The sequence below is a fragment of the Candidatus Arsenophonus phytopathogenicus genome, assembly GCF_056113345.1.
In genome coordinates this window covers 23,092-46,866 of sequence record NZ_JBUIOB010000007.1, presented here as the reverse complement: position 1 = coordinate 46,866, position 23,775 = coordinate 23,092, and the positions used below count along the sequence as shown (strand labels likewise).

Sequence of the window (23,775 nt, the reverse complement as noted above, 5' to 3'; positions counted from 1 at the left end):
CGCAACACTATTAACGCCACGCATTAATAAGTACGTATTTTAGGTGGGAAGGGATCACGTAACTCAGGTTGCATATTGACTGCTCGGCGAGTCATAGTTTCAGACTGTGGTAAATATAGCGTATGACATAACCAATTTGTATCATCACGATCAGGGTGGTCAAAACGACTATGTGCTCCCCGACTTTCAGTACGAAAATTTGCCGCCTCTGCCGTTGCAAACGCTGTTTCTACCAAATTATCCAGCTCTAAACATTCAATGCGTTGGGTATTAAATTCGCGTGAAGTATCATCCAAACGGGCATTTTTCAAACGTTCACGAATTACCTTTAATTCTTCTAAGCCCTTAGCCATCGCATCGCCTTCACGAAAAACGGAAAAATTATGTTGCATACAGGCTTGTAATGCTTTGCGAATTTCTACCGGATCTTCACCGCTTTGTGTATTATCCCAGCGATTTAAACGCATTAAGGCCGCATCAATATCAGATTCACTTGCATCCCGCATTGAGCCTTGTTCCAGTAAAGATTCTTTCAGATGTAAACCGGCAGAACGCCCGAATACCACCAAATCAAGCAATGAATTTCCGCCCAAACGGTTTGCTCCATGAACGGAAACACAAGCTATTTCACCAACAGCAAATAATCCCGGGATCACAACATCTTCACCTTTTTCATTAATCATCAATGCCTGTCCGGTTACTTTAGTTGGGATCCCACCCATCATATAATGACAAGTAGGGATAACAGGAATCGGTTCTTTAACCGGATCAACATGAGCAAAAGTCCTGGATAATTCGAGAATACCGGGTAATCGTGATTCCAACACTTCTTTACCTAAATGATCCAGTTTTAATTTAACATGTGGTCCCCAGGAGCCATCACATCCCCTTCCTTCACGGATCTCTATCATAATTGAGCGAGCAACAACATCGCGGCCAGCCAAATCTTTTGCATTAGGCGCATAACGCTCCATAAAGCGCTCGCCATCTTTATTAAGTAAATAGCCGCCCTCTCCCCGACATCCCTCTGTCACTAATACACCCGCACCAGCAATTCCAGTTGGATGAAATTGCCACATTTCCATATCCTGCAATGGCACACCTGCCCTGACGGCCATGCCAACACCGTCACCGGTATTAATATGGGCATTAGTTGTTGATTGATAAATTCTTCCCGCTCCACCTGTCGCAAGAATAGTAGCTTTAGCTTTAAAGTAAACAACCTCACCGGATTCCATACATAATGCGGTACAACCGACTATGTCACCATTCTGATTTTTAACTAAGTCAAGTGAATACCATTCGGAGAAAATCGTAGTATGGTTTTTTAAATTCTGTTGATAAAGAGTATGCAAAAGGGCATGGCCAGTTCTATCCGCCGCCGCCGCGGTGCGAGCGGCTTGCTCACCACCAAAATTTTTTGACTGGCCACCAAATGGACGTTGATAAATACGACCGTCGTCTAAACGTGAAAATGGTAACCCCATATGATCAAGTTCTAGTATGGCCTCAGGTCCGGTTTTGCACATGTATTCGATGGCATTTTGATCACCTATATAATCAGAGCCCTTGACAGTATCATACATATGCCATTGCCAATCATCTTCATGCGTATTACCTAACGCAACGGTGATCCCGCCCTGAGCAGATACGGTGTGTGAACGTGTCGGGAAAACTTTAGAAATTAATGCACATGACAAACCTAACTGAGAAATTTGCAACGCAGCTCGCATCCCAGCCCCACCAGCACCAATAACAACGGCATCAAACTCTCTTACTGGTAATTTCATTTACGCTCCCCACACCACTATTGTTCCATAAATTAAATAAGTCATTAATATAACAATAAAAAATAGTTGTAATGATAATCGCAAGGCGATTGACTTAACATAATCGGTTAATACTTGCCATAAACCTATCCAGGCATGCATTAATATGGAAATGAGCGTTAAAATAGTAAAAATTTTTGTTATTGGAAAAGCAAAAAAAGTCCGCCAAACAGTATAATTTAAATCAGTTGTGACTATAAAACTAACAATATAAAAAGTATAAAGGGCAATAATAATGGCAGACGCACGAAGTAGTAGCCAATCTTGTGTGCCAGTGCGGCCTAATGTTGATGCATTAACTACCATACAAAAACCCCCGCTAAGATCGACAAAATAGCGGTGATAATAAACGCAACTATCGCTGAAATACGTCCCACAGACAAACTCTCATCGATAAAACCAAAATCCATTAACATATGACGAATACCGCCACAAATATGATATATTAGTGCAGTCAAGACACCCCAAATAATGAATTTTATAAAAAAGCTACCCATAATTTCAGTAGCATATTGAAAGCCTTCCAGTGAAGAAAGCGATAATCCCAGCAGCCATAACAAAATACCGACCGCAATAAAAGTAATAACGCCAGAGACACGATGTAAAATCGAAGCTATTGCAGTAATCGAAAAATGAATTGTCTGCAATTGAAGATTGATAGGTCTTTGTTTTTTCACAATTTATGTCCAAACAGCTCTTTATTGTTTTACTACCTCCGGACCTGGAGCAGAAATAAAACAGCGATCGTGGTAACAAAGCACAACTCAGCTTATAAATTAATCCCTAACATATTGGCAAAAGTTGTTACTCATTAACGCTGGGTACTCCTACCACAAGGTAATCCGGAGACCTCATTTGCAGTATATGACCTTCACATGCTCATTACAATTACAACACATTATGTTTAGAGGGATTTAGCTTGAACAGTGAGTGTGATCACGATTTAAACATCGGTCATTAAATTGATAATGTAATTTGACAAGAAAAAAACATTTATCTTACATATGATTAAGTTGAATTAATTAGTAATTATCGCCACACAAAAGAAGAAATTATGTAAAATAAAAATGCTAGATTGTTATCCATAAAAAACTAATGTTATTGTTGGTATAATTTAAAATATATAAGGAACAGAATAGATTATGAATTGTTAATAAAAAATTTTATTAGATAAAAACTTCGTTAAAAACATGATTCAAGCCTTTTAATAAATAAAATATCATGCAATTTCTAAGCGTTTTATCATGCTTTCATGGTTGTCAGAAATTGCGTTTTAGCGCTAAGGAAACCCGTAATGGCAGGCAAAGAAAAAAAGACTATAGAATTAGTCGATAAAGATGCAGAAAAAATTGAGCTTGAAGTACTAAACCCTACACTTGGGATCGATGTAATTGATGTCCGACGATTAGGCTCCAAAGGTTATTTTACCTATGATCCTGGCTTTACCTCAACCGCATCCTGCGAGTCTAAAATTACCTATATAGATGGAGATAAAGGTATTCTTTTGCACCGCGGATATCCTATTGATCACTTGGCTACCAATTCTACTTATTTAGAAGTTTGTTATATACTACTTTACGGTGAAAAACCTTCACAAAACGACTATGATAACTTTAAAAAAATTGTCACTGAACATACAATGATCCACGATCAAATTACTCGGCTTTTGCTAGGTTTCCGTCGTGATTCTCATCCAATGGCAATCCTTTGTGGTGTAACCGGCGCACTAGCGGCTTTCTATCACGACTCATTGGATGTTAATAATCCGCGTCATCGTGAAATAGCGGCATTTAGATTACTATCAAAAATGCCTACCGTTGCAGCAATGTGTTATAAATACTCTATTGGTCAACCTTTTATTTACCCACAAAATTCCCTCTCTTATTCTGCGAATTTCCTTCATATGATGTTTGCTACACCTTGTGAAAAATATCAGGTTAATCCGATCATCGAACGGGCCATGGATCGCATTTTTATTCTGCATGCTGATCATGAACAAAATGCATCAACTTCAACAGTAAGAACTGCTGGTTCTTCTGGCGCTAACCCATTTGCTTGTATTGCTGCTGGAATCGCCTCTCTTTGGGGGCCGGCTCACGGTGGTGCCAATGAAGCCTGTTTACGCATGCTAGAAGAGATTCAAACTGTCGAAAATATTCCTAAATTTATCAAACGGGCAAAAGACAAAGATGATCCCTTCCGTTTAATGGGATTTGGCCATCGGGTTTATAAAAATTATGATCCCCGCGCAACTGTGATGAAACAGACCTGCGATGAAGTACTTAAAGAACTTAAATTAAATGATAATATATTAGAAGTCGCCAAGCAGTTAGAACATATAGCCCTAAATGACCCCTATTTTATTGAGAAAAAACTTTATCCCAATGTGGATTTCTATTCTGGCATCATTTTAAAAGCAATAGGGATCCCAACAACCATGTTTACGGTTATTTTTACTATTGCTCGTACAATTGGTTGGATTGCTCACTGGAACGAAATGCATGATGAAGAATTAAAAATAGCACGTCCCCGTCAATTATATACCGGCTATAAACAAAGAGATTTTCATAGCGATTTAACCAAAAAATAGTTAATTATTATTGATAAATAAACTGTGTCTTACTATTTTATTTTGCATAAAGAATCATCATATAGAATACAAGACACAGTTTAGCGATAACCCTTGGTTTTAATACTTTTTAGCTGGCTTGGTGTTTATCTTTATAAAAATTAGGCAGGATTGGCTATATCGATAAAAGTCACCTCAAATCCATAATCTTTTTGCAGCCATTCACCTAACATTTTAACGCCAAATCGCTCCGTTGCATGATGACCTGCGGCATAAAAATGGATCCCCATTTCTCTGGCGATATGGATTGTTTGTTCAGAAACTTCACCTGTCACAAAAGCATCAACACCTGCCTCGGCTGCTTGTTGAATAAAATTTTGTCCGCCCCCTGTACACCAGGCAATGGTACTGATCTCTTTTTGGCCATTATCACCACAATACAAGGGTTGACGAGCTAACTTATTGGTTAAACGCGACATTAAATCATCAGCCGTTATCGATTGAGCAAAACTACCCATTGGCAATAAAGGCGAAATAAGCTTTTCAAACCGAACCCCCATGATATTCCCCAACTGCGCGTTATTACCCAAAATGGGATGGGCATCAAGGGGCAAATGATAACCATAAAGGTTAATATCATTACAAAGCAATGTTTTTAATCGATTACGCTTCATATTAAGAATAACGGCGGCTTCATTTTTCCAAAAATAACCATGATGAACAATAATCGCATCTGCAGCTAATTTTACCGCTTCATCAAGTAACGCTTGCGATGCAGTCACACCAGTCACGATTTTTTTTACCTCCGATCGCCCTTCCACCTGAAGCCCATTGGGCGCATAGTCTTGATATTCATAAATATTCAAGTGCGTATTGATTAGTTGTTCTAATTCAATATTCTGCATTACTTACTATCCTATTTGTAAAGCTGATTCATTTTATTAAATATTAAACTTAAAAATATGTTTCATAGCGGCTTAAAACAAAAACGCCCTATCACAACAAGTAATAGGACGTTTTATTTTTTTAATCAATTAATTACTTCATCGATTCAGTATCTTCAGCGCTGGCCAACCAAACGGATTTATCACTAGTCTTTAGCCACATGCGGTGTAGGTAACTATAAAAGCGGCTACGATCATGTCGAAAAATCATGATAGGAAAAGCCACAATGCCTAATAATACAACACCAACACGACGCAAGAGAACTTGATGCCAAGGGTATTGACGATACTCAGACATAAAGATCCTCTTTATAAAGTTATCAATTGATATAAACAATTGAGATATATTATGTAATGAATGAAAATTTTATCTGATAAAAACCAGCATTACTACTCATCAGACCACTTTTTTGCTGTTTTTGCCAGCACTTTTCTTTATATCGTAATTTATTTGTTTATTAAACAATAAAAAAGCAGCCATTATTACAATAAATAAACATTATATTAACTGTGGTTTGTTTATTGTAATAAAAAATAGCGATAAGAGTAATAACAGACAAACTATTATATTGGTATTTTTACACTATGAGCAGACTTTTTATCAGATTCTTTGCATTGAAAGACTTAAGCTCAGTACATTAAAATCATGAGGAGACAAACTGTGTCCATCTTTTCTATCACAGGGATCATTCTAATTGGAATATTATTTCTCTATTTGATTTATGCGCTTATTCATGCGGAGGATTTTTAAATGGTAAGTAGTGCATTATTAGTTGCCAGTTTTTTAATTCTCCTGCTTGTTATCGCTACATTTGTAGGAAATTATATCGCTTTATTGATTGAAAGTGATTTACCGATCTGGGTTTTCAAAATAGAATCCGGCTTATGGAGTTGCTGTCGGTTGCGCAAACCCGGCGGTGAAATACATGAAATGAATTGGCGACAATACGTTACTGCGCTGCTGCTGTTTAACGTTATTGATAGCGTATTTCTCTTTCTGCTATTAATCAATCAATACAATCTACCGCTCAATCCACAAAAGTTTGTCAATCTAAATTGGGATCTTGCACTTAATACCGCAATTAGTTTTATCACCAATACTAATTAGCAAGCCTATAGTGGAGAACACACCTTAAGTTATTTTAGTCAAATGACGGGATTAACGGTACAGAATTTCTTATCTGCTGCTACCGGTATTGCAGTAGCTTTTGCGCTGATCCGCGCCTTTGCCCGCCAAGGGGTAAAAACGCTGGGCAATGCCTGGATAGATATTGCTTGTATTACACTCTATCTTTTACTACCACTGGCGATTATTTTTGCCTTATTTTTTGTCAGCCAAGGTGTGTTACAAAATTTTTCACCGTATCTAGTGGTAGAAACATTACAAAACCAAAACCAAATTATCCCAATGGGACCCGTCGCTTCGCAGGAATCAATCAAATTATTAGGTACTCATGGCGGCGGATTTTTTGCCACCAATTCAGCACACCCTTTCGAAAATCCTACCGCGTTAACCAATTTTAGCCAAATGATTGCCATTCTTTTAATTCCCACTGCACTCTGTTTTGCATTTGGCCGCGTGGTCGGTGATAGTCGGCAAAGTACAACATTAATTTGGACAATGGGGATCATTTTCACTCTTGCTATCGCTATCGTTGTTTACGCAGAAATGCAAGGTAACCCACAATTAATGCTTTCAGGTGCTAACAGTAATATTAATCTGGAAGGTAAAGAAAGTCGCTTTGGGATTTTAAATTCGGCACTCTATGCTGTCATCACAATAGCAACCTCCTGCGGTGCAGTAAACGCCATGCATGATTCTTTTACTCCATTGGGAGGGATGATACCAATGTGGCTTATCCAACTTGGTGAGGTGGTATTTGGTGGCGTAGGTTCCGGGTTATATGGCATGCTACTATTTGTTATGCTAGCCGTTTTCCTGGCGGGTTTAATGATAGGTCGAGCACCTGAATATCTGGGGGAAAAAATCGAAATTCAGGAAATGAAATTAACCGCTATCGCTATTTTAATCACCCCGCTTTTAACAGTGCTAGGAACAACACTGGCGCTTTTTACCGAAGCAGGACGCAGTGCTATTTTAAATCCTGGCGCTCACGGCTTTAGTGAAGTTCTTTATGCGTTTTCCTCAGCTGCAAATAATAATGGTAGCGCTTTTGCAGGATTAAATAGCAATAACCTATTTTATAATATTACGTTGAGTATTGTTATGTTTGTCGGTCGTTTTGGCTTAATTACTGCAGTAATGGCTATTGCGGGTATTATGGTAAGGAAAAAGCGCCAGCCTGAGAGCTTTGCCACATTACCCACTCATGGCCCACTCTTTATTGGCTTGTTAATACTAACTGTTTTCGTTATTAGTGCACTCACTTTTGTGCCTGCCCTGGCACTTGGACCAATTGCTGAACATTTACAACTTTGGCATTCCGTCCAATAAGGGAATATAAATGAACAAAAATATCAGCCTATTGTTTGATAGTAAATTGATCCACCAAGCATTATTTGACACTATAAAAAATGTGCGCCACAAATTCAGTGGCGCAATCCAGTTATATTTATCGTTTATATCGGTAGTATATTAACGACATTAATTTGGTTTTATCGATTATTCACACCTTCAGTTGACAACAGTACGCTATTTACCGGCATAATTGCGGTTTGGTTATGATTTACCGTTCTATTTGCTAATTTTGCCGAAGCATTGGCTGAAGGGTGCAGTAAAGCGCAAGCGGTTAGCCTTAAAGGTGTTAAAAAAACAAAGCATTACTACTCGTTTAGCCAGTGCCGATTATCAGGCAGCAAAAGAGAAAATTAACTCTGATCAAATAAGAAAAGGCGATATCGTACTGGTTGAAGCGGGCGAAATTATTCCTTGCGATGGTGAAGTACTTGAAGGCAGTGCCTCCGTTGATGAGAGTGCCATTACCGGTGAATCAGCCCCTGTTATTAGAGAGTCTGGCGGTGATTTTCAGTAACGGGAGGAACTCGGGTACTATCTGATTGGTTAATTATCCAATGTACGGTCAACCCTAGTGAAACTTTTCTTGATCGCATGATCTCGATGGTTGAAGGTGCTCAACGACGCAAAACACCTAATGTAATCGCCTTAATCATACTATTAACTGCATTAACGATTATTTTTCTATTAATCTGTTCAACCCTCTATCCTTTCAGTTTATTTAGCGCTGAAATCAATGGTAGCGGTAGCCCAATTTCTATTGTGGTACTGATTGCATTATTAGTTTGTTTGATCCCGACTACGATCGGCGGATTACTCTCTTCAATTGACGTTGCCGGTATGAGCCGCATGTTAGCCGCCAATGTGATCGCAACCAGTGGACGCGCTGTAGAAGCTGCCGGTGATGTCGATGTCTTATTGCTCGATAAAACAGGTACTATTACCTTAGGTAATCGCCAAGCGTCTAAATTCTTACCCATTAAAGGTGTTTCAGAGAAACAACTGGCTGATGCTGCCCAACTATCGTCACTGGCTGATGAGACACCAGAAGGACGTAGGATTGTTATCTTAGCTAAGCAATTGTTTAATTTACGTGAACGTGATCTACAGGCATTAAATGCCACTTTTGTTCCCTTTTCTGCCATGACACGTATGAGTGGCGTAAATGTGGGTGATCGAGTGATCATAAAAGGCTCAGCCGATTCTATTCGTCGTTATTTGGAAACCAGTCATGCCAGAGTCCCAACTGAAACAGAAAAATTAGTCGAAGAAGTTGTCCGTAAAGGGGAAACACCATTAGTTGTTGTTGAGAATCAACAAATTCTTGGGGTTGTCGCCTTAAAAGATATTATAAAAGGAGGCATCAAAGAACGTTTTGCTGAAATGCGCCGGATGGGAATTAAAACCGTGATGATCACCGGTGATAACTATTTGACGGCCGCAGCCATTGCCGCTGAGGCCGGTGTTGATGATTTTCTGGCCGAGGCAACCCCTGAAACTAAACTGGCATTGATCCGCCAATATCAGGCAGATGGAAGCCTGGTTGCTATGACAGGTGATGGTACTAATGATGCGCCAGCACTGGCACAAGCTGACGTTGCTGTTGCCATGAATTCTGGCACTCAAGCAGCAAAAGAAGCCGGTAATATGGTCGATCTTGACTCAAATCCGACTAAGCTTATCGAAGTCGTTCACGTTGGTAAGCAGATGTGGATGACCAGAGGCTCTCTTTCAACCTTTAGTATTGCTAATGATATTGCCAAATATTTTGCCATTATTTCTACCGCTTTTTCAGTGACCTATTCTCAGCTTAATATATTAAATATCATGCAATTACACTCGCCTTCTTCAGCGATCCTGTCAACAGTTATTTTTAATGCATTAATTATTGTGTTGCCCTGATCCCATTAGCGCTAAAAGGCGTTAGTTACCATCCGATGAGTGCAATAGCATTACTACGCCGTAATTTATGGATTTATGGATTAAGTGGTTTAGTTATACCATTTATTGGTATCAAGCTGATTTATCTACTGCTTAGCCTGTTTATTTCCTTTAAATATTAATGTGTTACGTTCTTCATTTGTGTTATTCATTTTTCTAACTATCACAACCGGAATTGTTTATCCATTATTTATCACTGGTTTATCAAATGCTTTCTTTAATTATCAAGCTAAAGGCTCATTGATTGAAAAGAATAACCGTACTATTGGTTCGGCACTGATTGGCCAATCGATTACTGATGTTAAATATTTTCATGGGCGACCGTCAGCAACGCCTGATAGCCGTTATAATGGATTAGCCTCGAGTGGCAGTAACTTGGCGGTCAATAATCCCGAATTGCAAAAACAGTTTGCTGTTCGTGCTCAACAAATTAAAATTTTCAATAATCAAAAAACGTAGCCGTTCCTGTCGATCTGATAACGGCTTCAGCCAGTGGATTAGATCCTCATATTTTACCAAGTGCAGCATATTACCAAGCAGCTAGAGTTGCTAAAGTGCGCCGACTCGCTTTACATAAAATTAGACACTTAATTGCCGATAACACCGAACGAGCTTTCTTTAGTTTCTTAGGTGAACCTGTCGTTAATGTGCTTGAACGATCTGAGAATGCAAAAATACAATAAGGTTGATAGATGGAGAGCCAGGAACCGAAACGCCCTACCTCTGAAGATTTATTGAGTATTGCCAATGAAAAAATTCGCGGCAACTTAAAGATCTTCTTCGGCGCCTACGCTGGAGTAGGAAAACCTATGCAATGCTACAAGAAGCCCAACGGCTTCGCTCTCAAGGGCTTGATGTTGTCATTAGTGTGGTAGAAACGCACAATCGATCAGAAACTGCTTCGTTATTGGAAGGTTTGCCACAACTGCCAGCAAAACGGATCCGCTACCACGGACGTAAAATTAATAGCTTTGATATTGACGGTGCTTTAGCACGTCACCCAGCCATTATTTTAATGGATGAATTAGCTTTTAGTCACCCTCATGGCAGTCGTCATCCTAAACGCTGGCAAGACGTTGAAGAGTTATTAGATGCCGGTATTGATGTTTTAACCACCATCAACGTACAACACTTAGAGAGTTTAAACGATATTGTCAGCAGTATTACCGATATTCGCGTGCGTGAAACGGTACTTGATCATATTTTTGACCAAGCCAGTGAAATTGTTTTAGTCGATTTACCACCTGACGACCTGCGCCAACGTCTGAATGAAGGAAAAGTCTATATTGCCGGGCAAGCCGAACGAGCAATTGAACATTTCTTTCGTAAAGGCAACTTAATTGCCGAGAGTTATCACTAAGACGTACCGTCGATCATGTCGATAATCAAATGCGTGAGTACCGCGATACCCAAGGTTACTCTCAAGTTTGGCATACTCACGATAATTTATTAGTTTGCATTGGTCACAACATAGGAAATGAAAAATTGGTTAGATCGGCAGCCAGACTAGCCGCTAAGCTGGGTTGTAGTTGGTTGGCATGCCGTGTATGTAAAAACCCCTAAATTACATGCCATAGCTGAGGAGAAACGACGCGCTATTCTCAAAGCACTAAAATTGGCGCAAGATTTAGGCGCAGAAACCTCAACCCTGGCTGATGCAAATGAAGAAAAAGATATTTTATATTATGCTATTAATTATAACTTATATAAAATTATTATCTTTATTAAGAAAAATAAAACATGTATAACTCTAGCCCGTAAAGTTCGCCCTGATTTTGCTGAACGCTTAGGCAAGTTAGGGCCTGATTTAGATCTGATTATCATTGCACTGGATGAAAGTACCTCATGGGAAAAAGAGACTGAACGCCGGCCGCTAAGTGACAAATGGCGAGGAAATATCCAGGGTTATCTGTTCGCCGCTCTGTTATGTATTACCATCACCCTATTTTCTAATCGCTTTTTGCTTAATTTCGATCAGGCTAATGTTGTCACTGTTTATGTATTAGCGGTTGTTATTATCGCTCTGCTGTATGGCCGAAATCCTTCTATCTTTGCTGCATTTATTAATGTTATCGGTTTCGATCTGTTTATTGTCCAGCCCCATTTTTCCTTTGTTGTTTTTGATATGCAATATTTGATAACTTTCATTGTCATGCTGGTTGTTGGTTTTTTAGTAGGTAATCTCGCTGCTGGTATGCGCTATCAAGCTAAAGTCGCTCGTTATCGTGAACAACGGACTCGCCATCTTTATGAAATGACCAAAGAGCTAAGCTGAGCTCTGAATGAAATTGATATTGCAAAAACAGGTTATCATTTCCTTTCCAATGCCTTTAAAGCAAAAGTCAGCCTGTTGCTACCCAATGATCATCAACAACTGATTCCACTTAAACTGGCTGACTATGGTCAAGTACAAATTGATCAAGTAATTGCATTATGGAGCTTTGATAAAAATCACCCAGCGGGTGCAGGAACAGATACATTACCTAGCGTGCCTTATCAATTACAACCGATTGCGACTTCAAAAGGAACTTTAGCCATATTAGCTATCGAACCACAAAATTTGCGTCAATTACTGATCCCGGAACAGCAACGACTGCTACAAACTTTTACTGGCTTGATTGCCAATGCATTTGAACGATTACAACTTGCTAGACAAGCATAATCTGCCAAACTGGATGCTGAACGCGAACAACTGAGAAACTCTTTATTGGCAGCACTTTCTCATGATTTGCGGACCCCACTCACGGTAATATTTGGCCAAACAGAAATATTGATGCTGGAATTAAGTGCTGAACATTCACCGCATACCGAAAAGGTTAACCAATTACGTCAGCAAATCCTAAGTACCTCAAGATTAGTCAATAATCTGCTAGATACGGCGCGGATCCAGTCCGGTGGCATTATACCAACTCTTACCTGGGAATCATTACAAGAAATTATCGGTAGCGCATTACGTTCTCTCGAATATGCATTAAAAAGCCACCCAACTAAAATTAATGTTCCTGCTGAGCTATTACTTTATTGCGATGCCAATTTACTCGAACGTGTGATCATTAATTTACTGGAAAACACAATTAAATACTCAGCTGAAAACTCTCCTATTGGCATTGATGCCTATCCTCAAGGTAAATATGTCCATATTGAAATTTGGGATAAAGGTATCGGCATACCAGAAAGACAGGAAGAGTTTATTTTTGATAAATTTTCTCGGGCTAAAAAAGAATCTTCCATTCCTGGTGTGGGTTTAGGTCTGGCCATTTGCCAAGCGATTATTGAGCTGCACAATGGCGAAATTTGGGCTGAGAATAACAAAAAAAGTGGAGCAACTTTCCACTTTATTTTACCTTTAAAAGAAGTTCCTACTATAGAAGAGGGAATTGAAACGGAGTGATCCAGCACAATATTTTAATCATTGAAGACGAAAAAGAGATAGGACGATTTGTCAAACTGGCATTAGAAGGTGAAAATTTTCGTGTATATGAAGCAAAAACCTATCAGCGAGGACTTACCGAGTCAGCGACCCGCAAGCCGGATTTGTTGATCCTCGATCTTGGCTTACCTGATTGGTGACGGTATTGATTTGCTCCGTGACTTACGCCAATGGGGCCATATTCCGGTATTAGTATTGTCGGCACGGGCAGATGAAACAGATAAAGTGATGGCGCTGGATGCCGGTGCAGATGACTATTTAACCAAGCCATTTGGCATCAGTGAACTACTGGCCAGAGTGAGAGTTGCCCTACGCCGCTATGCACGCAAAAATCAGCTAGACCCAATATTTCGATTTGGTGATATTAGTGTTGATTTAATCAATCGACGAGTAACGAAAAATCAGCAAGAACTCCACCTTACTCCAATTGAGTTTCGTTTGCTCAGTGAATTTATCGCTAATAGCGGCAAAGTGTTAACTCAACGTCATCTGCTACGACAAATATGGGGTCCTAACTATGTTGAACATAATCATTACTTACTTATTTATATGGGACATTTAAGGAAAAAATTGGAAGACGATCCAACTCAACCAGCACACCTACTGACTGAAACTGGAATTGGCTACCGCTTTATGCCTTAATAAAAATTAACTTTATCTTTATTATGATAATGCACTTAATTTTGCATTATCACTGCTTTTATCAATATTTAACCCAACAAATCTATTACCTTTATAGATTAACATCCTTCCGGCCCTATAGGGCAAGGGAGGTGTCAAAGGGATATTAATATAGAACCTAACCGATCTATTCTTATTTCGGATAATTAATTTAAGTTAGAATCAAATAAAGCAATTCTGGGAATTAAAATTTACCAGACAGGGAAATTTTATTATAAGAAATGAAAATCTTGTCTATGTTATATAAACATCAGTTTCCACGACAGGAACAATAAATCAATCCGCTGAACCCCTTTTATGTTTTAGCGACTAAAACTCAGCGCCATCCTTAACTTATCACTATTATTGTAATAGAAAATTTACTTTTCCATTGTTTTCCCACCACTATTTATGTTATATAATTTAAACACGAGTATAACTATAAATAAGTTTTATTTTAAATAAAGGATTATTTAAAAAATGAATTATTCAAAATGTTTATTCTTTTCACTGGTTGTATTAATACATACTGAAAATGCAGCACATGCTGACAGAAATTTTTTATGGCATAAAATAAATGAAAATTGTGTACCGGGATACATTAATAAAGACACTTATCAACCATGTAGCCTGGTTGATATCAATGAAAAAATCGCGATATACAAAGTTGATAATGATAAATATCTTTTATTACCAACTGACAAAGTAACGGGGATTGAAGATGATAAATTACAAAAAAAAATTCACCAAATTACCTTTATAACGCATGGCTGGCAAAAACATTTTTGACAGAACGACTTGGTAAGCCGATTAAGGAACCTTTTATTTCATTAACATTAAACGCCAAAAATGCTCGTAGTCAGGACCAGCTTCACATTCATATATCATGCTTATCTAATTCTGCCAATAAAAACATATCAAAAATACCAGAAAGAGAAATAAATACAAACTGGTCTAAAAAACAGATAACAATACCACCTTATTCTTTTTATTACAGAAAAATAAGTCTAAATGAATTAATGAATAGCAATCTATTTAAATCTGTAGCAGAGAAAGTTAAAAAAGAACAAGGCAAATCAGAATATACAGGAGTTGGGTTGATTAATAGAAATTCAGACACCTTCATTATTTTAGCAGGGATAGGAACAAACTCCAAAGGAGTATCTGCTGAACGGATTCAGGATCATGAATGTGAGCTTGCAGAGCAATAACATAGAATCAATAGTTATAATTATATAAACCAAGGAAATATATTTTTTATAATCTAGCAATTTTAATTATTTACTTTTTGATAAGAATAATTTCTTTGTATTAATTTTTCATTATTAACGTGAGATAAGAGCTCAAATTTAAACTGACATTTTTCTATTCATATAATTTAATTAAACATGACCCATTAATAACGAAATATAATCTCATTATTAATGCGTTAAATGACAAAAGGAAAAAACACAAGCTCTCCCGCAGAAATCAGCCATTGATAGCTAAACCTTATCAGTTTGTTATCCCCCATTTCTTTAAGAATAATATTGGTATACTCGACAATAGGCCCTCTGATATGCTGGCTGTTTTCATCATCGGTAAGCATTGTTAATGCATGAACTATTTCATAATATTTTAAACAAATAAATAATCTAAAAAAATAATATGGAAAACTTGAATTTGACATGACTAAGATATCAACTTACAAATTGATTAAACGTACTTGGATCTCAAATGGTGGCAAAATGAGATCGCTGTAACTGTACCAATCGTTTTGAGCGCTGGGGGTTCGCAATTAAAAATCTCTACCTCTATGCGCAAAAAATTTATCGTCACTACAATAAAATAAAAATTGAATTTAACACCGTTATTTTGACGGTATTTTAAATCCATTTATAAAAATAAATTTAAATGTTAATAAAAAAGAAAATTAAACATAAAATAAATTAATAGAAAAATTATTCCCCAACGCCAAAATAGTTTTTATTGATATATGCACATTGATTTAAGTTAAATATATTTAACTCAACTGAATTATCTTATCATCTATTATGATATATTAACATTTCTATTTTATTTAAAATAATTTTTCCTTTTTTACTTTCATTATTGTTCTTTTTTAATCTCATTATTATTTAAAAAATAATAAAATAAGATTGCTTTTTTTATATTTTAATGATGAGGAACAATAATGAAATGTAGACACGCAAAAAATACTGATTTAGAAAACGTCAATGATATTCTAGCGACGGCCTTTTCTGAAGAACCGGTACACAAGCTTATATTTCCAGGTCGTGACCGTGATAGTCTTATTGATGTATTACGGAATTTTTTTCGTATATACGTTAACCTTGCAAGCAGATATGGCGGCATACTTCTTACAGAAAATGATGCTGGCGCTTTGGTCTATTTTCGGCCTGAATCTATGCCAATGCCAAAAGAAGAACTCACTCAAATTGATAACCAGTTACGCAAAGTGTGTGGAGCAGACTATTCGAAAGCCGTAGCGTTTATAGACGGACTTGAGCAATATCATCCACATGCCTTTCGTCATTACTATATATCTCTTCTTGCCGTAAAACCTTCGTTCAGAGGTAAAAGCTTAGTTGATGATTTATTTAGCGAATTGAATACTATTCTCGATAAAGAAAACTTACCCTGTTACGCTGAATGCACAAGGTTTAGTACACGAACCTTAATTAGACGATGGGGGTATATTGATGCTGGTTCGCCGATAAGTATTAATGGTTTCCCTAAATTATATCCGATCATGCGTTATCCTCAGGTGGACGAGAAATAAGATTAAGTTTTACACTTAAGCTGATGGCATGTTTGGCATTAATAACTCCAAGCTTTTTTACAACATTTCCAATATGAAATTTTACAGTATAAGTACTTATATTAAGTATGGTGCCTATTTCTGAATAGGTTTTTCCAATACTGCACCAGTATAGTACTTCTGATTCACGGGGTGAAAATATAATCTTTTCGGTTGTATTTTCATTCTTATATAGTGACATTAACATTTCATGGGTATGAATTAAGAGTCCTTGAAGCTCATCTTTATTACTATTAATAAAAAAATTAATATCCTTTATTAAAAATTTATCTATATAGAGAGATAGTATCGCTAAGTTATTTAGGTGATCATGCAAAACAAAAGCATGCCCGATAATATTAAGTGTTTTGATTGGTTCAAAGACTTTTTTAACTGGCCATATGGAATTAATTTTAGTATTTTCATCCCAAGAAAAAGGCGAAACCTGATTTAATGCCTTAATAATGACCGGATCAATATCTTGAGTTTTTTTATTAAGATAGTTATTGATAAGATCATCAGATAAATCACTAATAATCATCATGTCATCTGTGTTTTTTTTATTCATCACAGCGTAGACGTAGTTTACCTTGTCATATTTCGCTAATTGTTTATCCAGATGCTGCTTGATGTAATTATTTTTTTCAGTATTCGAAAAAAAAAAAAAATTTTTTAGGCATTAAATTTGTTCTATTGTAAATCATGATGATATTTTCTTAAAATTCCTTAATGATTTATGAGATCTCTGACTTAGACTGATAGACACTGTTAGCTAAAAATCCCTGCTCAGTATCGCTTTTGGTAAAATGAATTTTTTCCCCTTGACTAACGGTAAGGGAAAATTTCTTGCAAAGAAGTTTATCAAAAACCATTTCTACCACATCACTGTTAATGTAATTTATTGTCATACTAATCGAAATTGATTTAAAAAAATAGCTTTTTCGATGAACAAGGGGTGTTTTGTGGCATTTTAGGCTTAATTTCTCGCGCCCTATCTTTTGAATAAGCATTCAATTCAATTTTTGTTAAACCTGTGAATTTCTATCAATAAGATTTGTTTAACATTTTACGATAGCAATCTGATTAATATCAGTCGTCCAATATTAGATAAAAATATCACCATAATTCCTTTGTGATAGATCTTTAATCTTTAAATAGGTTTCTTAATTCAGGATCTGTTAATCCATTGAATTTCATAATAGATTTTCTGTCCATAAAGAAACACCCCCACTGGCGTGGGGAAGACTAAAAAGGCGATTAATCCGCTTTATAATATTTTAAACAAATAAATAATCTAAAAAAATAATATGGAAAACTTGAATTTGACATGACTAAGATATCAACTTACAAATTGATTAAACGTACTTGGATCTCAAATGGTGGCAAAATGAGATCGCTGTAACTGTACCAATCGTTTTGAGCGCTGGGGGTTCGCAATTAAAAATCTCTACCTCTATGCGCAAAAAATTTATCGTCACTACAATAAAATAAAAATTGAATTTAACACCGTTATTTTGACGGTATTTTAAATCCATTTATAAAAATAAATTTAAATGTTAATAAAAAAGAAAATTAAACATAAAATAAATTAATAGAAAAATTATTCCCCAACGCCAAAATAGTTTTTATTGATATATGCACATTGATTTAAGTTAAATATATTTAACTCAACTGAATTATCTTATCATCTATTATGATATATTAACATTTCTATTTTATTTAAAATAATTTTTCCTTTTTTACTTTCATTATTGTTCTTTTTTAATCTCATTATTATTTAAAAAATAATAAAATAAGATTGCTTTTTTTATATTTTAATGATGAGGAACAATAATGAAATGTAGACACGCAAAAAATACTGATTTAGAAAACGTCAATGATATTCTAGCGACGGCCTTTTCTGAAGAACCGGTACACAAGCTTATATTTCCAGGTCGTGACCGTGATAGTCTTATTGATGTATTACGGAATTTTTTTCGTATATACGTTAACCTTGCAAGCAGATATGGCGGCATACTTCTTACAGAAAATGATGCTGGCGCTTTGGTCTATTTTCGGCCTGAATCTATGCCAATGCCAAAAGAAGAACTCACTCAAATTGATAACCAGTTACGCAAAGTGTGTGGAGCAGACTATTCGAAAGCCGTAGCGTTTATAGACGGACTTGAGCAATATCATCCACATGCCTTTCGTCATTACTATATATCTCTTCTTGCCGTAAAACCTTCGTTCAGAGGTAAAAGCTTAGTTGATGATTTATTTAGCGAATTGAATACTATTCTCGATAAAGAAAACTTACCCTGTTACGCTGAATGCACAAGGTTTAGTACACGAACCTTAATTAGACGATGGGGGTATATTGATGCTGGTTCGCCGATAAGTATTAATGGTTTCCCTAAATTATATCCAATCATGCGTTATCCTCAGGTGGACGAGAAATAAGATTAAGTTTTACACTTAAGCTGATGGCATGTTTGGCATTAATAACTCCAAGCTTTTTTACAACATTTCCAATATGAAATTTTACAGTATAAGTACTTATATTAAGTATGGTGCCTATTTCTGAATAGGTTTTTCCAATACTGCACCAGTATAGTACTTCTGATTCACGGGGTGAAAATATAATCTTTTCGGTTGTATTTTCATTCTTATATAGTGACATTAACATTTCATGGGTATGAATTAAGAGTCCTTGAAGCTCATCTTTATTACTATTAATAAAAAAATTAATATCCTTTATTAAAAATTTATCTATATAGAGAGATAGTATCGCTAAGTTATTTAGGTGATCATGCAAAACAAAAGCATGCCCGATAATATTAAGTGTTTTGATTGGTTCAAAGACTTTTTTAACTGGCCATATGGAATTAATTTTAGTATTTTCATCCCAAGAAAAAGGCGAAACCTGATTTAATGCCTTAATAATGACCGGATCAATATCTTGAGTTTTTTTATTAAGATAGTTATTGATAAGATCATCAGATAAATCACTAATAATCATCATGTCATCTGTGTTTTTTTTATTCATCACAGCGTAGACGTAGTTTACCTTGTCATATTTCGCTAATTGTTTATCCAGATGCTGCTTGATGTAATTATTTTTTTCAGTATTCGAAAAAAAAAAAATTTTTTAGGCATTAAATTTGTTCTATTGTAAATCATGATGATATTTTCTTAAAATTCCTTAATGATTTATGAGATCTCTGACTTAGACTGATAGACACTGTTAGCTAAAAATCCCTGCTCAGTATCGCTTTTGGTAAAATGAATTTTTTCCCCTTGACTAACGGTAAGGGAAAATTTCTTGCAAAGAAGTTTATCAAAAACCATTTCTACCACATCACTGTTAATGTAATTTATTGTCATACTAATCGAAATTGATTTAAAAAAATAGCTTTTTCGATGAACAAGGGGTGTTTTGTGGCATTTTAGGCTTAATTTCTCGCGCCCTATCTTTTGAATAAGCATTCAATTCAATTTTTGTTAAACCTGTGAATTTCTATCAATAAGATTTGTTTAACATTTTACGATAGCAATCTGATTAATATCAGTCGTCCAATATTAGATAAAAATATCACCATAATTCCTTTGTGATAAATCTTTAATCTTTAAATAGGTTTCTTAATTCAGGATCTGTTAATCCATTGAATTTCATAATAGATTTTCTGTCCATAAAGAAACACCCCCACTGGCGTGGGGAAGACTAAAAAGGCGATTAATCCGCTTTATAATATTTTAAACAAATAAATAATCTAAAAAAATAATATGGAAAACTTGAATTGTTTTTTGATTTTGCATTACGTTTTTATCGTTTGCTTGTATAACAGCTTCAAATTCTAATCAGATACAAAGCATTGACTATTAAAAGAGCTTATATATAAAGACCTTTAGATAAATTACTATAATGAATGGTAGCCTTATTAGCATAAACAAACCTTGATTCTTTATCTTTTATAACCCAAAAATCATTACCATGTTTCATATATGAAAGCATCAGAATGTTTAAGCGAATATCAATATCTTTATTAATCGAGAGTTTCATTCTTTTCCCTCCAGGATATATACCCTCCTCTATCACAAAAAATTTTGTTTCATTTAATTTAGTTCGAACAATCTTCACATTAAATAAAACAAAATCAGGCTATTCATTTGCCAAAAGTAAAAGATAGCTAAACTCAATATCAGATATTTTACTACTGATGACTGTGTTAGTTTCTTCTCTTTTTTGCCATGATATCAAACTTATTCCATACATTTTCGCACATATGGTTAATGCCCTGTAATTTAATAAAAATTCAAAATGTAATTTTTGATAAGCAATATAGAGGAAGATAAACAAACTAAAAATATATATACCGGAAAGATAAGTTACCTTAATCAACAACAGGAAAATACTGAAAGGACAAGGTGTTATTTAGGGGTACGAATAAGGGCTTGGTCCGAGAATGTATTTTGAACACATGATTAAACAACTCATCAGTACCGAAATTCTGAGTGGTCTTATCTCAAGAGCTGAATTATGCCCGCCTGACTACAGGCACTATGTAAGCCTAGTTTACCCAATCTGGATGGCATACTGAAACAACCACTGCTAAACGGTAAGGTCACTATCAGCCGGGATGCAGAGCCTCGGTATACCAGGTATTACCGGTAAAACCCGGGAAGATGTCAGCTACGCTCTAGGTTTTATTCACGCACAGGATCTATTTCCACAAATGGATTTAATGCGTCGTCTGGCCGCAGGTGAACTGGCTGAATTGTTAGGGGTTCTTGCGCTAAAAACGGACCAGCAAAACCGGCTATAGCAATTTCGCACAAAAGCACGCGACACTCTGCCCACACTCCCTGTCTCAGAAAAGAAAATTCTCATTCAATACAGTCGGGTAGTTAACGCCGGGCTAGCTTCATTAGCGTTTTGAATATCTTGCATTACTGACAACTCCCGCTGACTGGAGGGATGAAGATACCTTACTCGTTTTGTATGCGTTGTCATCCGCGCTTCAGCAAAATCACGCTCCGCGTCTTTATGCACGTGGCTGGTTTGCCAGACACACCCAGACAGAACAACTGGCGTTTCTTATGCCGGATACGAGCGAATGGGATACCCCATTAACCGGTACTCCACCTGCACCACCTGTCGCGCCGGACGCCACACCACCTGTATGGTGGGGACAAAGCAGTGACCGCGCTCCCTTATTACCTTCGGAGCATACATATGTCGGGAGTAATGACTGGGTTGTCGATAGTCAGCATAGCGAAAGCGGACATAAGCGGACATGCTATGCTGGCCAATGATATGCATCTTGAGCTTATGCTGCCTAATTACTGGTACCGGGCAAAAATAACATATTATACAGACAAAAGTGAAAATATCACCCTTGCTGGACTAACTCTTCCGGGATTACCGGCGACTGTTGTGGGAAGTAATGGCAGTATTACCTGGGGGCTCACAAATGCTTATGCCAGTACTTTTGATTTTATACGAACCAAGGAACCAATAACACAATGGCCAGTTCATCAAGAAATGATAAAAGTAAGAAAATTGTTGGGAGAATATGACACTGTTGTACTAAATATCCCTGTCAGTCCTTGGGGCCTGTGGTGTGGAACCAAGAAGGAAATTTGGCCATGCGTTGGGTTCTCCAGTTACCACAAGCCATTTCACTGAATTTCTTATCTTTAAACGAGGCTAATAATGTTCGTGAGGCAATCGATATTGCCAGGGCATCAGGCATGCCAGCTGTTAACATGATGCTGGCAGATAAAGAAGGACACATAGGCTGGACTCTGGCAGGAGGATTACCACAGCGATTGGATCCACATGAAAATTATACTTATCCACTGGATGAAAATTCTGAATGGGGAGCATCTGTACTCGCCGCTGAAAAACACCCGGATATTGTTGATCCACCTGGTGGTATTCTCTGGTCAGCCAATAACAGACAGTGTTTCGATAATAAATACCTTTATATTGGCGATGGTGGCGCAGATATTGGGGTTCGCTCCTGGGAAATAAAACGCTGCCTTAAACAGGCTGACAAAATCTCTGCCGATGTTATGAGAGCCATTCAACTAGATGATAGAGCGCCTCTTATACAAAAATGGAAAAAGATATTATTACCGTTATTAAATGAACAAATAATAGGTCATGAACTTCGTAAGGAGGCTGCGGGTTTTATTACTGAATGGCAGGATTCTGCTTGCATTGATTCTGTCGGATACCTGCTATTATCAGCATGGCGTGACATGATTTATAGTGGCATATTCAGTAAGGTTGATAAAATACTAACCGCGCAATGGCCTCAAGCCAGCTATATGAAAGCCAATACCCGTTGGGATGAAACGGTAATAACCTTAATCAAGGCTGAAAAATGGATACCTTCTCCATACAATTGTTGGGCTAATTTTCTTGTTAATCAACTGGATACCATACTGACTTACTGACCAGTGGAGGAAAAAAACTCACTGAGGCAACCTGGGGACAGAACAACAAGGTTGATATTGTTCATCCGTTTGTACATGTGTTCAGTTTTTTACGCCCCTGGTTTGCGGCACCATCGGATCCATTATCAGGTGATCATAATGTGCCCCATATTAATCGTCCTGGCTTTGCTGCATCCAGTCGGCTGGTTGTTGCTCCGACAAAAGAGGATCAAGGTACGCTAACAATGCCTGGCGGGCAAAGTGGTAATCCGATAAGTCCATGGTTCCTTGCCGGACATGATCACTGGGTAAAAGAGGAGCCACTTCCTTTGCAACCAGGAAAAACGGCCCACACGCTCGTTTTGGAACCTGGGAAGAGCTAATATTTGAGGAATCAATACTGAATATTCTATTGCAAACAATCCTGCGTCTAGTGGGTGTTGAAACAGAATGTTACTTCATTTAACTAAGAAACAATATTGATTAAAATCCTCCCCGCCCTGAAGGGCGAGGATCCCTACTAGGTTCAGACTGAAGTCTGTATCATTTCAGTGGGTTCCTGCTTAAACGGGTGGTCTAATTGCACCATCCCTCTACAGGTAAGCACGGCTTGTCCTGTCGCTAAAATATTACGAGCACTGTTGATATCTGCGCTCGCCTTATATTCGCATACCTGGCACTTATGTGCCGGTACTCCAATATT

Annotated in this window: 18 protein-coding genes and 7 pseudogenes; 15 read left to right on the top strand and 10 right to left on the bottom strand. The window is 37.0% G+C overall.

Annotated features, from left to right (window positions below; genetic code table 11):
* Positions 1–23 precede the first annotated feature (23 nt).
* From sdhA to sdhC, 3 genes are read right to left on the bottom strand one after another with little or no spacing between them, the layout of a single operon-like run.
* Entirely contained in the window at positions 24–1,790 is a 1,767-nt protein-coding gene (gene sdhA, locus AC01GB_RS00980) for a succinate dehydrogenase flavoprotein subunit (RefSeq protein ID WP_474449858.1), read from the bottom strand.
* Positions 1,791–2,135: a succinate dehydrogenase, hydrophobic membrane anchor protein gene (gene sdhD / locus AC01GB_RS00975; RefSeq protein ID WP_474449857.1), complete on the bottom strand. Its 345-nt coding sequence runs from the start codon at positions 2,133–2,135 to the stop codon at positions 1,791–1,793.
* Positions 2,129–2,509 carry a succinate dehydrogenase cytochrome b556 subunit gene (gene sdhC, locus AC01GB_RS00970; protein ID WP_474449941.1) on the bottom strand — a complete coding sequence of 127 codons (381 nt, stop codon included), beginning with the start codon at positions 2,507–2,509 and terminating at the stop codon, positions 2,129–2,131. Before sdhC ends, sdhD begins: the two co-directional genes overlap by 7 nt.
* A 614-nt stretch (positions 2,510–3,123) precedes the next feature.
* Between sdhC and AC01GB_RS00965 the strand changes: the two genes are divergently transcribed.
* Positions 3,124–4,419, top strand: coding sequence for a citrate synthase (locus AC01GB_RS00965; protein WP_474449856.1), 1,296 nt, complete (start codon positions 3,124–3,126; stop codon positions 4,417–4,419).
* A 140-nt stretch (positions 4,420–4,559) separates the two neighbouring features.
* On the opposite strand, the gene AC01GB_RS00960 is transcribed toward AC01GB_RS00965, so the two are convergent.
* Complete coding sequence (locus AC01GB_RS00960) at positions 4,560–5,303, bottom strand: type 2 GTP cyclohydrolase I (RefSeq protein WP_474449855.1); 744 nt, start codon at positions 5,301–5,303, stop codon at positions 4,560–4,562.
* A 133-nt stretch (positions 5,304–5,436) separates the two neighbouring features.
* Positions 5,437–5,640: a YbfA family protein gene (locus tag AC01GB_RS00955; RefSeq protein WP_474449854.1), complete on the bottom strand. Its 204-nt coding sequence runs from the start codon at positions 5,638–5,640 to the stop codon at positions 5,437–5,439.
* Between the two features lie 348 nt (positions 5,641–5,988).
* Here AC01GB_RS00955 and kdpF point away from each other — a divergent pair, with 348 nt between their 5' ends.
* From kdpF to AC01GB_RS00915, 7 genes and pseudogenes are all read left to right on the top strand, one after another.
* Positions 5,989–6,093, top strand: coding sequence for a K(+)-transporting ATPase subunit F (gene kdpF / locus AC01GB_RS00950; protein WP_409013939.1), 105 nt, complete (start codon positions 5,989–5,991; stop codon positions 6,091–6,093).
* Positions 6,094–7,797: pseudogene (kdpA, locus tag AC01GB_RS00945) on the top strand (potassium-transporting ATPase subunit KdpA). It begins immediately after the preceding gene.
* Positions 7,798–7,807: 10 nt separating this feature from the next.
* Positions 7,808–9,881: pseudogene (gene kdpB, locus AC01GB_RS00940) on the top strand (potassium-transporting ATPase subunit KdpB).
* Positions 9,877–10,442, top strand: a pseudogene (kdpC, locus tag AC01GB_RS18060) (potassium-transporting ATPase subunit KdpC). The pseudogenes kdpB and kdpC overlap by 5 nt, the downstream one beginning before the upstream one ends.
* A gap of 9 nt (positions 10,443–10,451) precedes the next feature.
* Positions 10,452–13,150 (top strand): annotated as a pseudogene (kdpD, locus tag AC01GB_RS00925) (two-component system sensor histidine kinase KdpD).
* A pseudogene (kdpE, locus tag AC01GB_RS00920) lies at positions 13,147–13,831 on the top strand (two-component system response regulator KdpE). The pseudogenes kdpD and kdpE overlap by 4 nt, the downstream one beginning before the upstream one ends.
* Positions 13,832–14,329: 498 nt before the next feature.
* Positions 14,330–15,060, top strand: a pseudogene (locus tag AC01GB_RS00915) (CDP-diacylglycerol diphosphatase).
* A 218-nt stretch (positions 15,061–15,278) separates the two neighbouring features.
* On the opposite strand, the gene AC01GB_RS00910 reads toward AC01GB_RS00915, so the two are convergent.
* The gene (locus AC01GB_RS00910) at positions 15,279–15,518 is read right to left on the bottom strand and encodes a PipA/GogA/GtgA family type III secretion system effector (protein WP_474449852.1); all 240 of its coding nucleotides are present in this window, start codon (positions 15,516–15,518) and stop codon (positions 15,279–15,281) included.
* 504 nt (positions 15,519–16,022) lie between these two features.
* Between AC01GB_RS00910 and AC01GB_RS00905 the strand changes: the two genes are divergently transcribed.
* Positions 16,023–16,631 carry a hypothetical protein gene (locus AC01GB_RS00905; protein WP_474449851.1) on the top strand — a complete coding sequence of 203 codons (609 nt, stop codon included), beginning with the start codon at positions 16,023–16,025 and terminating at the stop codon, positions 16,629–16,631.
* On the opposite strand, the gene AC01GB_RS00900 is transcribed toward AC01GB_RS00905, so the two are convergent.
* Positions 16,600–17,268, bottom strand: coding sequence for a helix-turn-helix transcriptional regulator (locus AC01GB_RS00900; RefSeq protein ID WP_474449939.1), 669 nt, complete (start codon positions 17,266–17,268; stop codon positions 16,600–16,602). The two genes, AC01GB_RS00905 and AC01GB_RS00900, sit on opposite strands and share 32 nt — an antisense overlap.
* 1,214 nt (positions 17,269–18,482) lie before the next feature.
* Here AC01GB_RS00900 and AC01GB_RS00895 point away from each other — a divergent pair.
* Positions 18,483–19,091 carry a hypothetical protein gene (locus tag AC01GB_RS00895; RefSeq protein ID WP_474449851.1) on the top strand — a complete coding sequence of 203 codons (609 nt, stop codon included), beginning with the start codon at positions 18,483–18,485 and terminating at the stop codon, positions 19,089–19,091.
* Here the strand turns inward: AC01GB_RS00895 and AC01GB_RS00890 are convergent.
* The gene (locus AC01GB_RS00890; protein ID WP_474449939.1) at positions 19,060–19,728 is read right to left on the bottom strand and encodes a helix-turn-helix transcriptional regulator; all 669 of its coding nucleotides are present in this window, start codon (positions 19,726–19,728) and stop codon (positions 19,060–19,062) included. The two genes, AC01GB_RS00895 and AC01GB_RS00890, sit on opposite strands and share 32 nt — an antisense overlap.
* 1,540 nt (positions 19,729–21,268) lie before the next feature.
* On the opposite strand from AC01GB_RS00890, the gene AC01GB_RS00885 reads away from it, so the two are divergent.
* Entirely contained in the window at positions 21,269–21,454 is a 186-nt protein-coding gene (locus tag AC01GB_RS00885) for a penicillin acylase family protein (RefSeq protein ID WP_474449850.1), read from the top strand.
* Positions 21,455–21,519: 65 nt separating this feature from the next.
* Here the strand turns inward: AC01GB_RS00885 and AC01GB_RS00880 are convergent, their stop codons facing one another.
* The gene (locus AC01GB_RS00880; RefSeq protein ID WP_474449943.1) at positions 21,520–21,681 is read right to left on the bottom strand and encodes a hypothetical protein; all 162 of its coding nucleotides are present in this window, start codon (positions 21,679–21,681) and stop codon (positions 21,520–21,522) included.
* On the opposite strand from AC01GB_RS00880, the gene AC01GB_RS00875 reads away from it, so the two are divergent.
* Genes AC01GB_RS00875 through AC01GB_RS00860 form a run of 4 tightly spaced genes read left to right on the top strand, consistent with a single transcriptional unit; the run spans position 21,627 to position 23,455 of the window.
* Positions 21,627–21,944, top strand: a complete 318-nt coding sequence (locus AC01GB_RS00875; protein ID WP_474449849.1) for a hypothetical protein — start codon at positions 21,627–21,629, stop codon at positions 21,942–21,944. The genes AC01GB_RS00880 and AC01GB_RS00875 overlap by 55 nt on opposite strands.
* Entirely contained in the window at positions 21,931–22,317 is a 387-nt protein-coding gene (locus AC01GB_RS00870; protein ID WP_474449848.1) for a penicillin acylase family protein, read from the top strand. The genes AC01GB_RS00875 and AC01GB_RS00870 overlap by 14 nt, the downstream gene beginning before the upstream one ends.
* Positions 22,278–23,093: a penicillin acylase family protein gene (locus AC01GB_RS00865; protein ID WP_474449847.1), complete on the top strand. Its 816-nt coding sequence runs from the start codon at positions 22,278–22,280 to the stop codon at positions 23,091–23,093. Before AC01GB_RS00870 ends, AC01GB_RS00865 begins: the two co-directional genes overlap by 40 nt.
* Positions 23,090–23,455, top strand: coding sequence for a penicillin acylase family protein (locus AC01GB_RS00860; protein WP_474449938.1), 366 nt, complete (start codon positions 23,090–23,092; stop codon positions 23,453–23,455). The genes AC01GB_RS00865 and AC01GB_RS00860 overlap by 4 nt, the downstream gene beginning before the upstream one ends.
* 143 nt (positions 23,456–23,598) lie before the next feature.
* On the opposite strand, the pseudogene AC01GB_RS00855 reads toward AC01GB_RS00860, so the two are convergent.
* Positions 23,599–23,754 (bottom strand): annotated as a pseudogene (locus AC01GB_RS00855) (RNA-guided endonuclease InsQ/TnpB family protein); the annotation flags it as partial.
* Positions 23,755–23,775: the final 21 nt, after the last annotated feature.